Raw genomic sequence first — 14,143 nt, 5'->3', positions numbered from 1 at the left:
CGGCCGATTGCGGCTTCTCATTTAAAATTAGCCACCATCAGCCTTGCTGCCTGTGCTTAGTACGGATTGCGGAAGATGAGGCCATTGCTGCGCTTTCGTTTAATTCTTTTCAGCTTGAAAAAGGGAAGATAATCCACTTGTTTATAACGTACTTTGGGGCCAAATAAGTTGAGATCGACACCGAAGGTGAAGCTGCAGTAGTCCGAAAATTTGGGTACAAAGGGCGACAGCAGGTTGTCGGTGCCCAGATGAAACTGCGCCGCCCGCCAGCTGTAGAGCAGCCCAACGGGAAGGTTTTTTAAGGATGTTCCGTAAACGCCCAGGCCGCCCACGATCGTTAATCGCTCGCTGGCCCTGTAGTTTGCTAATGCCGAAAAGCTGTTGTGCCCCATCTTTTTTTCGTAGATGTAGCGGTTAACAATACCGATGCTCAGCTGGCTGTGAACCTGGTAATTTAGGCCGGCATAACAGGTTGTTGGCAGCCGGGTTGTATAGGTTTCGGGGCTGTCGGTAATTTCGTACAGGCTCGAGATGTTGTCAATCAGATCTACTTCGTCGGTTTCTTTTTCCAACTGCTCGGTTTGAGGGTTGTAACGGATATTTTCGATCTCGTAAAGACCTTCGTCAAAGTCGAGCTTGTAGAGGTATTTCTTCCAGCTTATTTTGCCCAGATCCAGAACACTGACAGTAAAAGTTAGTTGCGGGTTTATCTTCCAGCTCATTCCCAGGTCTATCCCCAGTCCCTTATTGCCGGTGTTGAACACATAATCGCTTACCGACTTGCCATCCATCAGATTGATTTTGCTCGGTGGTATGGTGTCGGTTCCATTGTCGCTCGCCGGAGCTGAAAGTATGATACTGCCGCTCGATTTGGCATAAAAGGCGCCCTCTTTTTCAATCATCCGGCCGCTGACATCCGAGGTCGTAAACGATTTTCCGTAGTACAGTTTTAGACGGGCACCTACTGTCAATATCTTTGGCACAAGTTCGTTGGCATAGCCCAGCGAGTATTCCCTGAAGTGCATGGCTTCGGTTGGAAAATGCTGAAGTTCGTTTAAGCGAACTGTCTCGGTGCTTAAGGTGTCCATTAAAAAGCGCGAAAAGGAACCCCCGTAGCGCATCAGCACGTATGCCTTTTCCTTAACCTGGAAATTCAGGGCGCCATACGCACCGTTAATTCCGATATTGAAGAGGTTTATATCCAGATAGTTGTATGACAGGTCTTTTTTGATCAGACTGCGAAAGATCTCTTTCGATTTGTCATTGATTTCTTCGTTAAAAAGAATTTTTCGGATTTTGTCAACGGCATCGTAATTATTGTAGCTAAACCCCATGCCCGACAAGGGGAAGATGTTGACTGTGAATTCCTTCTGCTCCGTGAGTTTGGCCGGGTTATAGTCGGCTGCATTGTAAAACCCGTCAGAATGGTAAAAAAGAATGTTTGACTGCGCCCGGGCCAAACCTGCGCTTGAAACCAGAAGGAGCAGCAAAAGCAGATATCGGGGTGAATGTTTCAAAGCCGTCATGGGTTTGTAAGCGCTTTTGTGGTTTTGAGTTGACGAAAGATTGCCGGAAGCAAAAGTCCTCGAAAGAGACCCGGTAAAGATAGTCGGAAATTGAGCGATGCGTGGCTTTTTTGCCAATTTTTATGAACGAACGATTGTTGGTAACCGACTGGTGGAAAAGCATTCAGCTGCTTTTAGACGGACGTAAAGGGTGTGCTTATCACCAAAAAAAAACTCCCGGAGGTAAGGTCTCCGGGAGCTTGAAAATAGGAATGTATACTTGTTTTTAACAGTAGGATTAGAACTCGGCATTTTTCGGAGTTCTAGGGAAAGCAATAACGTCGCGAATATTGCCCATGCCGGTAACAAACAAGATGAAACGCTCGAAACCTAAACCAAAACCAGCGTGGGGCACCGATCCGTAGCGGCGGGTATCCAGGTACCACCACATTTCTTCGACCGGAACATCCATTTCATTCATGCGGCTTACCAGTTTGTCGTAGTCGGCTTCACGCTCCGAGCCACCAATGATCTCGCCAATTTGCGGGAACAAGACATCCATGGCTGCTACCGTTTTGCCATCCTCATTTTGCTTCATGTAGAAGGCTTTGATGTCTTTGGGGTAGTCGGTCAGGATCACCGGTTTTTTGAAATGCTTCTCAACCAGGTAACGCTCGTGTTCGCTTTGCAGGTCAACACCCCATTCAACCGGGAACTGGAATTTTCCTTTTTTGTAAGGTTTCGAGTTGGTCAGGATGTCGATGGCTTCGGTGTAAGTACAACGTACAAAGTCGTTCGCCAATACAAATTCGAGTTTTTCAATCAGCTCCATGGAGCGCTGATCGGCCGGCTTGTTTTTCTCTTCCTGCTGCAGGCGGTTGCTCAAAAATTTGAGGTCGTCCATGCAGTTGTCCAAGGCATATTTAATCAGATATTTCAGGAACTCTTCAGCCAGGTCCATGTTGTCTTTCAACTCGTAGAAAGCCATTTCCGGTTCAATCATCCAGAACTCAGCCAGGTGGCGTGTTGTGTTCGAGTTCTCGGCGCGGAATGTTGGTCCAAAGGTGTAAATCTCGCCCAGCGCCGTTGCTCCCAGTTCGCCTTCCAGCTGTCCCGAAACAGTCAGGTTGGTTGGGCGACCAAAGAAATCCTGTGCGTGGTCAATTTCGCCTTCTTCGGTCATCGGAGGATCTACCGCCGGCAGCGTTGATACGCGGAACATCTGTCCGGCACCTTCTGCATCCGATCCGGTAATGATTGGTGTATGCAGGTAAACAAATCCTTTGCTGTTGAAGTAGTTGTGAATAGCAAAAGCCATGGCATGGCGAATGCGGAAGATCGCGCTGAATGTAGCCGTACGGAAACGCAGGTGAGCATTTTCGCGCAGAAACTCCAGGCTGTGCTTTTTGGGCTGAATCGGATATTTCTCCGGATCTGCTTTGCCGTAAATTTTAATTTCGGTGGCATTCAACTCAACCGACTGTCCACTTCCTTGTGACTCAACCAAATCGCCGGTAACAGCCAGCGAAGTACTGGTGTTGATGTCTTTCAGGAAATTTTCGCCAAATTTTTCAACGTCGGCAACAATCTGCAAATTATTGATGGTCGACCCGTCATTCAAGGCGATGAAGTTGACATTCTTGCTACCGCGTTTGGTTCGTACCCATCCTTTCACCAAAACTTGCTGGCCTGTTTGTCCACCAGCCAATACTTCTTTAATTTTCAGTCGTTTCATACTGTTCGTATTTATTTGCAGGTTACCTATTCTGTTAAAATTTAGAAGAAACAAAAGTACATTTTTCTGTTGAAAAACATGAATCCGGTGACTTTAATGTTACATCATTTGCCGTCAATTAACTTGAGTGTATTTCAAGAGAGCTTCTTCAAACATTTAGACAGACTAATTTCTGTTGTGTGTTGATATTGTTTAATTTCTAATTTCTGTCTTACTTTAATCCATCAACCAACAACTTTAGCAGACTCATGAGAATTGAGGACCGGATACTTTTCAATGAAATAAAGCAAGGCAATCGCAAGGTGTTCGAAGCTCTATTTTATGAATATTACCCGGGATTGATCCGTTTTGCAGAGAACTTCGTTTTTGATTCTGCCGTTTGCGAGGACATTGTTCAAACCCTTTTCCTTTATTTTTGGGAGAAGGCCGCTGAGTTGAATATTCAATTTTCACTGAAAGCTTATTTTTACCAAGCTGTGAGGAACCGCTGTTTGAATTACCTGCGTGATCTGCAGGTTGAAGATAAACACAAGGTTCTCTATATTGAAGCAAGCCTGGATTGTGATGATCCCGATTTTTTTGAGGAGGTGGATTTGAGCCGTGAAGTGGAGCAGGCAATTGAGTTGCTCCCGGACCAGATGAAGGAGCTTTTTTTGCTGAAATACCGCGACGGCCTGCGGACCCGCGAGATTGCCGAATTGAAAGAGGTTTCGGAAAATACCGTCAAAACACAGCTGCTTCGGGCGAAGGAGCGGCTCCGCAAAAAACTGTTGGACAACACATCTTTGCTTTTTTTCTTCTAAGCTTGTCACCTGTTTTCCACCGGGGCGTGTCACAGGGGTAAAAAGCTTATAAAATGGCACCCAAGCCTGCAATCGATATTAATATCATTTGGAAATCGGTTCACGGTCAATTGACCGCCGATGAAGAAAAGCACCTGCAAGACTGGTTGAAGGAAGATTCTTCCCACCGCAGCTATTACCAACAGGTCAAGCGATACTACGAAAGCGGTTCTGCTTTCACCGGCTCCAAGTCGGAATTGGATCGGGCCTGGCGTTCTTTCGAAGGGCGCGAACGTTCGGCTAAAAAGCGGAAGTTTGTGCAGAAAATGGCAATCGCTGCGTCAATCGCTGCTTTGGTTGCCCTCGTTTCTTCTGTCTTGATTTGGCAATTCCAGCCGGCTCCCGAAGTCATTACCAAAAAGCAGGTGAGCCTGATCAAACCGGGCAGCGGCAAAGCAACCTTGTTTTTCGACGACGGCAGAACATACGATCTCACCAATTCGGGCAATCTGGCTTTAAACGAAGATGGAATTATCATCCGGAACACCGAGAACGGTTTGGCTTATTCGGGTGGCGAACTTGCCGACGGCGAGCTTCGGTACAATATTTTGCGCGTGCCGCGTGGCGGCGAATATGTGCTGACCCTTCCCGATGGAACCCATGTTTGGATGAACGCCGAAAGCTCCATTCGATATCCGATTTGTTTTGCTGATGATGAACGCACGGTCGAGCTGCAGGGGCAGGCTTATTTTGAAGTGACGCACGATGGGCAGCGGCCTTTCCGGGTGTGGTCGGGCAACCACGAAATTCGGGTTTTGGGGACCCAGTTCGACCTGAAAGCCTATCAAAATGACGAGACCATTACTACAACATTGGTGCAGGGAAGTGTTCGCATTAGTTTGAAGGACAATCCTGAAGTGCAGGAAACACTGGTTCCGAACGAACAATGCACCTTCAATAAAAACGAAAACATATTGGAAAAACGGAAGATTGAAACCTTGCCATACATCTCGTGGCGAAAGGGCAAGCTAATGTTTGAAGATGAAGAGCTTTCGGAAATTATGAAAACGCTGCAACGCTGGTACGACTGCGATGTGGTATTTGCTTCGCAGCGGGCCCGGCAGATGAGATTTACCGGCACGCTCATGCGCTACGACGACATCAATGAGGTCCTGAATAAAATTGCAAAAACTAACGAAATCAAAATATATGTAAACGGAAATTCTATTCGCATTGAGTAATAAAAAACGGGAAATGTTCGCACCATTCCCCGTCATTTGAACACTCAGTGTTAACACTAAATGTTGGATTCAAACAGCTCAAATTTATGAAAAAAAATCGATGTAATCCTGCTTTTGGGAGCGGGTGGCAAAAACTCTATCTTATGATGAGATTAACACTATTCTTCCTCATTTTGGGGTTGTTGCAGGTCTCGGCCGCAGCATATTCCCAACAGACGAACCTAAATATAAAAATGGGGAATGCGAAAGTTGAGGAGGTCTTGAAAAATATTGAAGATCAGAGCAACTATTACTTCCTGTACCGCTCTGACATGTTGAAGGAGATTCCGGCCGTTAATGTCGACCTGTCCAACGCCAAAGTTGAACAGATTCTCGATCAGGTTCTTCTACCTTACGGTTTCTCGTACGAGATTGATGACCGGATCGTAGTGATCAAAAAAGGCGACGAACAGCCGAACAACACCAAAGTAAACCAACAGCAAAAGAAGGTGATGGGTACCGTTTCCGACAAGGAGGGTTTTCCGTTACCGGGTGTTTCGGTGGTTGTGAAAGGTACGACCGCAGGAACGATCACCGATCTGGATGGTCGGTTTAACCTGCAGGTTCCTTCAGATGCAATACTCCTGTTTAGTTTTATAGGTATGGAGCCGCAGGAAATTGTTGTTGGCGACCAAATCCTGTTTGATGTTGTCCTGAAAGAATCGCTGGTTGATATCGACGAAGTGGTGGTGGTTGGTTACGGGCAAATGCGCCGCAGCGACCTGACCGGTTCGGTGGTGTCGGTGTCGAGCGATGCGATCTCCAAATCGGTGACCACGTCGGTTGACCAGGTTTTGCAGGGACGTGCCGCAGGGGTACAAGTCCAGCAAAACAGTGGTGCGCCGGGTGCCAGTTCGTCAATCCGCATTCGTGGTATTGGTTCCCTGAACCTGTCGAACGAACCGATTTATGTGATCGATGGCGTCATCATCGATGGTTCTACCTCTTCCGAAACATCCAACCCGTTATCCTCGATTAACCCATCGGATGTTGTTACGATGGATGTTTTGAAAGATGCTTCGGCAACAGCGATCTACGGTTCGCGTGCGGCAAACGGTGTCATCATTATTACAACCAAACGGGGTCAAAAAGGTGAAGCCCGGATAACCTACGATGGCTATATGGGCTGGCAGGAAATGCCAACAAAGCTTGACCTGCTCAATCTGCGGGAATATGCGATGCACAAAAATGACCGCGCTGCGATGGGGATCGTGGAGTACGACAACAATTTTGTTCGTCCTGATTTGTTGGGTGAAGGCACTGACTGGCAGGACGAATTGTTTACAACCGCGATGATGACCAGTAATAACCTTTCGGTTGCGGGAGGTAACGAAAAAAGTGCCTATGCGATGGGAGTTGGTTACCTCGATCAGGATGGTATCGCCATTGGTTCGGGGTTTAAGCGCCTGAACCTTCGCGGAAACTTCGATACGCAGGTGAAGGAATACATGAAAGTCGGGATCAACTTCGCGTTTAGTAATTCGAAACAAAAGACCACCGTTTCGGATGATTCCCTGATTAAAAATGCGCTGAAGCAAACACCGAACATCGCTGTTCGGAATCCCGACGGCACCTTTGATGGACCTGATACCGACCAGTACGTTCAGGATAATCCGGTCGGTTTAGCGATGTTAAAAGATAACCGAAATGAGAAGTTTAACATTCGGGCAAACACATTTATGGAAGCTACCTTGTTGAAAGGTTTAACCTATAGAACCGAATATGCAATCGACTATGGCGTAGGCAACGGTTACAAGTTTACCCCAACCTATACATTCGGGGCTAAATCAAACGAAGTTCGGGAAGGCTTCCGTTCAAAAAGCTTTTCGAAATACTGGAGCTGGCGAAATATAATGACGTTCAACCGCGAATTTGGAGTTCATAGTATCAACTTCATGCTGGGGCAGGAAATACAACAGTCGCGCTACGAATACCTGTCTGGAACCAGGACCGGTTACCTGACCAACGGTGCAACCGACCTGGATGCCGGCGATGCCACAACAGCAACCAACTCTAATAATAGTTGGGAAGCTTCCATTTCGTCCTTTTTTGGACGTCTGTTTTACTCGTTCAACGACAAATATTTGCTGACGACCACCTTGCGTTACGATGGTTCTTCGAAATTTCACCCCGACAACCAATGGGGCTGGTTTCCTTCGGCAGCTTTGGCCTGGAAGGTTTCGAATGAAGATTTCCTGAAGGACAACGCGACTATTAATAACCTGAAACTGCGTTTGGGCTGGGGTACCGTTGGTAACGAAAATATACCCGCCAATGCCTATTCTTATACCGCCACTTATAGTTCCGTTGCGACAAACTGGGGAACCGGGCTGCTGGCCGGGAATACTCCAAACCAGGAATTGCAGTGGGAAACAACCTATTCGAGCAACATCGGTTTGGACTTGAATATGTTCCAAAACCGGATCGAGTTTATCGCTGATGTTTATTACAAAAAGACGAAAAACCTGTTGCTTGCTTTGCCCTTACCCAGCTATGTTGGAACCGAGGGGCAAGGTTCAACATCGGCTCCTTGGGTAAATATTGGTTCGCTTGAAAACAAAGGTCTGGAGTTAACATTGAATACGGTGAATATCGACAAAGGCGACTTTCAATGGCGTTCCAACCTGGTCTTCTCGATGAACCGCAACAAAGTACGCTCGCTGGATACCGAAACCAGCATCATCAATAAAACCATACAAGAAGGATCGGAAATTACAGTTGTGACGCGTACAGCAGTCGATGAGGCAATCGGGCAGTTCTACGGTTACAAAGTGATTGGACGCTTTGAGAAAGCTACCGATTTCTACTATAAAAACAGCGCCGGCGAGCTTGTGCCAACAGCGCTTCCGGAAGATATGGCCATTGGCGAGAACGGTATGTGGATTGGCGATTACATATTTAAAGATGTGAACGAAGATGGTGTGATCAACGAGGAAGACCGGACATTTATCGGCAACCCTGAACCCGATTTCATCTTTGGTATTGGGAACTCGTTTGCCTGGAAAGGTTTCGATTTGAATGTTTACCTGACCGGCTCTTATGGAAACGAGGTTGTGAACTATCAGCGTCGCTGGCTCGAAAACCCGCGTGGAAATACCAACTTGCTGAAATCGGCACTGGGGTATGCCCAACTGGATTTAATTGATTCGGAAGGCCCCAATGACTACCGCAATGTTGAAATTGTAGGTGGCGATCCTTACATGCCCCGGATGGCTGCTTCTTCGGCATCGTCTACTTCAAACTTCCGTTTCAGCGATCGCTTTGTGGAAGACGGTTCCTATCTGCGTATTCAAAGTATATCGCTGGGATACAACTTCCCGCGCTCGTTCACCAACAAGCTGGGAGTTGACAACCTAAAAATTTATACGAACCTGCAAAACGTATACACCTTCACCAAATACTCCGGTTATGACCCGGAAATTGGTTCGACAAACCAGGATGCGTTGATGACCGGTATCGACAATGCCCGGTACCCGTCTCCCCGGATTTATACGTTTGGCTTAAATGTAACCTTCTAACTGAAAACGACAGATGATTATGAAAACATACAAATTGATATACACTTTGGCGATCGCGTTTTCGTTGCTTGCAACTGCATGTGATTCGTTTCTGGAAGTTTCGCCGAACGACCAAATTACCGGTGAAAATTTCTACCAGTCGGAGGAAGACTTCCAGGCTGCAACAGCGCCGCTTTATAACAAGGTTTGGTTCGACTTCAACGATAAATTCTATTATGGATTGGGCGATGGCCGCGCTTATAACTTGTATGCTCCCTACTCCGATTACATTTACCCGTTTAGTGATTTAACCGAGACCGGATTGACAGGGCCTTTGGTTTCAGCCTGGCAATCTTTTTACAATGTGATCCAACAATCCAATCGGGTTGTAATCGGAATTAAGGGGAGTAGTGTTGACGATGAAATTAAAAACAAATACATCGCTGAGGCGCGTTTTATGCGAGGCGTGGCCTATTGGTATTTGGCTTCTCTTTGGGGAGATGTCATCCTTTGCGAGGACCCGAATGAGTTGGTGAATAATCCCATTGTGAATACCAACCCGCTTGATCAGGTTTACGAGTTTGTGATGCGCGATTTGGAGTTCGCTGCAAAATACCTGCCCGCCCAGGCTGTTAACGACGGCCGGTTGACCAAGTATAGCGCCTACGCCATGTTATCACGTATTTACCTGTCGGCTGCCGGCATGGGTGATAACCCCAATAGCGGGACAAGAGATGCAGAGTATCTGGCTAAAGCAAAAAAAGCAGCCGAAGTTGCCATAAATGACGGCCCCTACCAACTAATGGAAGACTATGCCGACCTGTTTATGATTGAGAATAACAATAATTCGGAATCAATTTTTGCACTTCAATGGGTGCCCTACCTGAATAATTCAACCGGTTACGGCGTCATCAACACACAGCAAGCCTATTTTGCTGCAGGTTCCGAAATCACCGGCGATGATGCTTCCTGGGGCTATTGGACCCGTGCTTCTTATGATATTTTGGTTCAATACGAATCAGATGATTTACGCCGGAAAGCAACCTGGATGGGCTACGGCGATCATTATGATGAAATCAACAAAGCCAATGGTGGCTATACCTACGAAAAAACCGAAACAGCGCTGAATGTGAAAAAAGGCGTTACCGGTTCAACAAAGGATAACCCGAAGATTGCCCGCATGAACTCAGCCCTGAACACGTATATGATGCGTTTAGCTGAGGTTTACCTGAATTATGCCGAGGCTGTTCTAGGCAATTCGGCAAGTACAACCGATGCAACAGCACTTGGTTATGTGAATGAGCTTCGTGGGCGTGCCGGCCTGGAGGACCTGACGGAACTAACCGACAAGAATCTTCATCAAGAGCGTCGAATCGAGTTGTGTATGGAGGGCCAGTATTGGTACGACCTGGTTCGTCGCGCTTATTACGAACGACAGGAAGTAATTAACGACATTATTGCGCAGGATCGGGGAACGATTCATCCATTTACCTACGACACATCAACCAACACGCTGACCGACGACGATAGCCGGGATCCGGGATCCCGGTCAATCGGCATAATCGATGCAAGCATTTTCCTGCTGCCTTATCCCGAATCGGAAGTGGTACAAAACCCGTTGTTGAAGGAAGATCCTGTTGACTACGAATTTACCGAAGAGAGAATTACCGATCTGTTCTAATCAACTAAAACCTATTTGACATGAAAGACATCTTTTCAATAAAATACCGCTGGGCCACAATCGCTTTTCTGGGATTGTTGCTTGTCAGTGTGCTCTTCCCGGCTTGCGAAGACGATGACACGACAGGAGGGCCCATCACAATCAGTAAAATTTATTTGGAGAACGCTTCCTCCACAGTACCCGACCGCGAAGTAACTTTTGCCCGTTTGGGGCAGTTGTTACGTGTTGAGGGATCTGGTTTTACGGGCTTAAAAGAGTTGTATATCAATGGGTATTCAACTTATTTCAACCCGGTGTTTGTTTCTGATAATTCCATGCTCGTGAGTGTATCGGGCGAAACGCCGATCGTTGACGCTGATCCTGAACTTCGCAATACCATTCAGATGGTGAACGACAACTACAACGTTACATTTGATTTTGAGATCCGGGCCGAAGCTCCCGGGATCACCAGCATCTCGAACACCTTGCCTTTGGCCGGTGAGCCGATCACGGTTTATGGCAGCGGCCTGGTCGAGGTGAACAAAGTTGTGTTCCCCGGCAATGTGGAGGTGACCACTGGAATCGAGTCTGACGTAGACGGTGAATTTTTTACCGTGACTGTTCCCGATGGGGTTTCGGAAGAAGGCGGATCGCTGTTTATTGAATGTTCCAATGGTGGCGCCTATTCGCCGGCTTACTTCAACTTTAAAAACGGCGTGATTTTAGATTTTGATGGCATGGGCTCCCACGGCTATTGGGGAACTGCTGCCAGCATGATCAAACCGGAAGATTTAGCATCAGCAGGCGTTGGCGTCGGAAATGTATCACAAGGAACTTATGTGCCGCATCGTCCGACACGGATTGCCTCCTTCCCGGCAGCCAAAAACCGGAACTCGGAAGTGTGGACTTACGGCAATTACAACGAGGAGGAAAACTTGGGTGATGACTGGCGCGGACAGCTGACACCCTATATTCCGGCAAGTACGCCGTTGGACGAAGTCGCATTTCAGTTTGATATTTATGTGCCTGAGGCGTGGTCCGAATCGGGGTATTTGAAAGTCTGCCTTGTGAATGGCTTCAATGGCGGCGAGTGGAGTGGCCTTTGCTACAACTACGTTCCCTGGGTTGTGGATGGCGAAGTGGTTCCGTTTCAAACAGAAGGCTGGACCACGGTTACTATTCCGCTTACAGATTTCTACAGTTTTGCCGATGGCGATTTTACGTTCGCCGATGTGCTGACTGCCCGTGAAACGTCCAGCTATAAAAACTTCGGGTTTTACTTCGAAAACTCTGACTTTACCCTGAAAAATATTACCGGTAAGGACAGCGACAGTGAGACTGAGTTTCCTTCAGCTGAAACCTCGGTGGATGTTTACACGGATAATTGGCGGATCGTTTCACTGGTAACGCCTGCCTACAGTGATTTCCCGGATGAAGAATAAACTCAAAACTTATGACGATGAACTACAAAAATATATTGCCCTTTGCCGCGTTGGCGGCCATGATGTTCAGCTCCTGCGAAGATCAGATCATGGACTGGACCAAGGATCCCTCGAAGGGAGAAGTGACAGTGGCCGAGCTTCCGTTGGAGCTGGCCGAAAAAATTGAGCGTTACGAAGATCTGAAAAGCTACACCGATTTCACCTTAGGTGTTGGTGTTGGGTTGGACCTTTACATGAAAGACGAAACTTACCGCACGATTGCCAATGCCAATTTCGATGAAGTCACCGTTGGTTACGCCATGAAGCACGGACCAATGGTTGAGTCGGACGGCTCGATTGACTTTGAGCCGGTAGACGCTTTCATTGCCAAAACAAAAGAAGCCGGGCTGAGCACTTTTGGACATACTTTGGTTTGGCATCAAAACCAGAACGCCAGCTATCTGAATGGATTGATTGCGCCAACGGTTATTCCGGCTTCGGGTGGAGCCAATGCGCTCGATCTGTCAGGCATTCAAGATGGATCTTTTAGCGGCTGGGCTACCTGGAATTCCGGTGATGGTATTACCCTTGCTGAGGGAGATGGCTTATCTTCTTCTTCCTCGGCGATTAAACTCATTGCCGGTGCCAGTTCTGCAAATGAGTGGGATTTGCAGCTTGGAACCCCGGATGTCATTGTCGATCCGGCTCATAATTACGAAGTTTCGTTCTTTATAAAATCAGATCAAGCGGGTCGGGGGCGTATTTCATTCAATAATTCGCTACAAAATCAATATCCATGGATGGATTGGTATAATACCGGAGGAAATTGGACGAAGTACTTCGATACCAATACCCAATGGCAACAGGTGAATATTACATTAGCCCCCGCTGATTTTGCCAATGGTATTACCAGCTTTAAGTTCTATATCGATTTGGGGATTGACGCTGGTGTGACTTATTACATCGATGCTGAAAATATAAAGGTTATTGACTTGGATGCCGAACCTACAATTGTCAACTTAATTACGAATGGTGATTTTGAAAGCGGAACCCTGGATGGTTGGAGTGGCTGGGGAAATGGCTCAACTCGTGCCGTTTCGGCTGCCGGTGAAGGTTACGGAGATACCGGCTATGCCATGGTGCTGACCAACCCAACGGCGGCCAGCAACTACCAGGCGCAACAGGTTTATACATTTGCATCGCCGCTGGAACAGGGTGTTGAATATACCTGCACATTTATGGTGAAAGCGACGACGAGTGCGGTGTTACAGGTGCAAATTCAGGGCGAAAATTACAACGGCGATTATTATGGTGGCATTGCTGTTGGAACCACCTGGACCCAGATTCAAAAGACGATTGTCCCTTCGAAAGCTGACCGCACGAAGTTCATCTTCGACTTCGGCGAAACTGCCTGTACTTACCATATTGACGATCTTGTTTTTGCCAAGGCTGAAGGTGGTGGTGCGCCTTCCGGCCCCACAATCATCGAGAAGACCGCTGAAGAGAAAGCTGAAATTATTGGCGATGCCCTGGAAAGCTGGATTTCCGGGATGGTTGACCATTATAAAGCAGATGTTCACGCTTGGGATGTTGTAAACGAGCCGATGAAAGGAAGCGGCGACGTGCGTGATGGCTCTGATGACTACACCGCCGGTGAAGAACCCGACGATTATTTTTCGTGGCCAATGTACCTTGGTAAAGATTATGCCGTAATGGCTTTCAATTTAGCCCGTCAGTACGGCAATGCCGACGATAAACTGTTCATCAATGATTATAATCTGGAATACAGCCCGGCCAAGCTTCAGGGATTGATTGATTATGTAACTTATATTGAAGCGCAGGGAGCTACGGTGGACGGCATCGGAACGCAAATGCACATTTCTGTAAGTTCGGATAAGGATCTGATCAGTCAAATGTTCCGGAAACTGGCCGATTCAGGTAAGCTGATTAAAATCTCCGAGCTGGATGTCCGCCTGGGAACAGCCTCTCCAACAGCAGAGCAGTTGGAGGCGCAGGCCGATATGTACCGGTATGTGATTGATCAGTACCGCGAGATTATTCCTGCTGCCCAACAATACGGCATCACCATTTGGGGAATCTCGGATAACGAGCAGGAACACGAGTATTGGTTGCCTGACGAATCGCCCAACTTGTGGGATGCGAATTACAACCGGAAACATGCTTACAAAGGAACGGCCGATGGCCTGGCCGGCCGGGATGTGAGCGAAGATTTCACCGGCGAATTGCAATATTGACCCTTCAA

The 14,143-nt window shown here is 47.4% G+C and carries 8 protein-coding genes; 6 read left to right on the top strand and 2 right to left on the bottom strand.

Features of this window, described 5'->3' with window-relative positions; all coding sequences use genetic code 11:
- Positions 1–56 precede the first annotated feature (56 nt).
- Complete coding sequence (locus C8N47_RS01660; protein ID WP_146161406.1) at positions 57–1,517, bottom strand: DUF5723 family protein; 1,461 nt, start codon at positions 1,515–1,517, stop codon at positions 57–59.
- A gap of 286 nt (positions 1,518–1,803) precedes the next feature.
- Positions 1,804–3,240: an asparagine--tRNA ligase gene (gene asnS / locus C8N47_RS01655; protein ID WP_107820767.1), complete on the bottom strand. Its 1,437-nt coding sequence runs from the start codon at positions 3,238–3,240 to the stop codon at positions 1,804–1,806.
- Positions 3,241–3,488: 248 nt separating this feature from the next.
- Here asnS and C8N47_RS01650 point away from each other — a divergent pair, with 248 nt between their 5' ends.
- The 6 genes from C8N47_RS01650 (at position 3,489) to C8N47_RS01625 (ending at position 14,135) form a co-directional block, all read left to right on the top strand.
- The gene (locus C8N47_RS01650; RefSeq protein ID WP_107820766.1) at positions 3,489–4,043 is read left to right on the top strand and encodes an RNA polymerase sigma-70 factor; all 555 of its coding nucleotides are present in this window, start codon (positions 3,489–3,491) and stop codon (positions 4,041–4,043) included.
- A gap of 53 nt (positions 4,044–4,096) precedes the next feature.
- Complete coding sequence (locus C8N47_RS01645; RefSeq protein WP_107820765.1) at positions 4,097–5,263, top strand: FecR family protein; 1,167 nt, start codon at positions 4,097–4,099, stop codon at positions 5,261–5,263.
- 143 nt (positions 5,264–5,406) lie between these two features.
- On the top strand, positions 5,407–8,820 hold the full coding sequence (locus tag C8N47_RS01640; RefSeq protein ID WP_170111256.1) for a TonB-dependent receptor: 3,414 nt from the start codon (positions 5,407–5,409) through the stop codon (positions 8,818–8,820).
- Positions 8,821–8,839: 19 nt separating this feature from the next.
- Complete coding sequence (locus tag C8N47_RS01635) at positions 8,840–10,480, top strand: RagB/SusD family nutrient uptake outer membrane protein (RefSeq protein WP_107820820.1); 1,641 nt, start codon at positions 8,840–8,842, stop codon at positions 10,478–10,480.
- A gap of 20 nt (positions 10,481–10,500) precedes the next feature.
- Complete coding sequence (locus C8N47_RS01630; protein ID WP_107820763.1) at positions 10,501–11,901, top strand: glycan-binding surface protein; 1,401 nt, start codon at positions 10,501–10,503, stop codon at positions 11,899–11,901.
- Between the two features lie 17 nt (positions 11,902–11,918).
- Positions 11,919–14,135 carry an endo-1,4-beta-xylanase gene (locus C8N47_RS01625; protein ID WP_107820762.1) on the top strand — a complete coding sequence of 739 codons (2,217 nt, stop codon included), beginning with the start codon at positions 11,919–11,921 and terminating at the stop codon, positions 14,133–14,135.
- Positions 14,136–14,143: the final 8 nt, after the last annotated feature.

Origin of the sequence: Mangrovibacterium marinum, assembly GCF_003046625.1 — a bacterium.
GTDB lineage: Bacteria > Bacteroidota > Bacteroidia > Bacteroidales > Prolixibacteraceae > Mangrovibacterium > Mangrovibacterium marinum.
This window is presented reverse-complemented; position numbering and strand designations above follow the sequence as displayed.

Coding starts and splice junctions, on each gene's coding strand:
- C8N47_RS01625 (WP_107820762.1), top strand. CDS start 11,919: ATGAACTACAAAAATATATTGCCCTTTGCCGCGTTGGCGGCCATGATG.
- C8N47_RS01645 (WP_107820765.1), top strand. CDS start 4,097: ATGGCACCCAAGCCTGCAATCGATATTAATATCATTTGGAAATCGGTT.
- C8N47_RS01635 (WP_107820820.1), top strand. CDS start 8,840: ATGAAAACATACAAATTGATATACACTTTGGCGATCGCGTTTTCGTTG.
- C8N47_RS01650 (WP_107820766.1), top strand. CDS start 3,489: ATGAGAATTGAGGACCGGATACTTTTCAATGAAATAAAGCAAGGCAAT.
- asnS (WP_107820767.1), bottom strand. CDS start 3,240: ATGAAACGACTGAAAATTAAAGAAGTATTGGCTGGTGGACAAACAGGC.
- C8N47_RS01630 (WP_107820763.1), top strand. CDS start 10,501: ATGAAAGACATCTTTTCAATAAAATACCGCTGGGCCACAATCGCTTTT.
- C8N47_RS01640 (WP_170111256.1), top strand. CDS start 5,407: ATGATGAGATTAACACTATTCTTCCTCATTTTGGGGTTGTTGCAGGTC.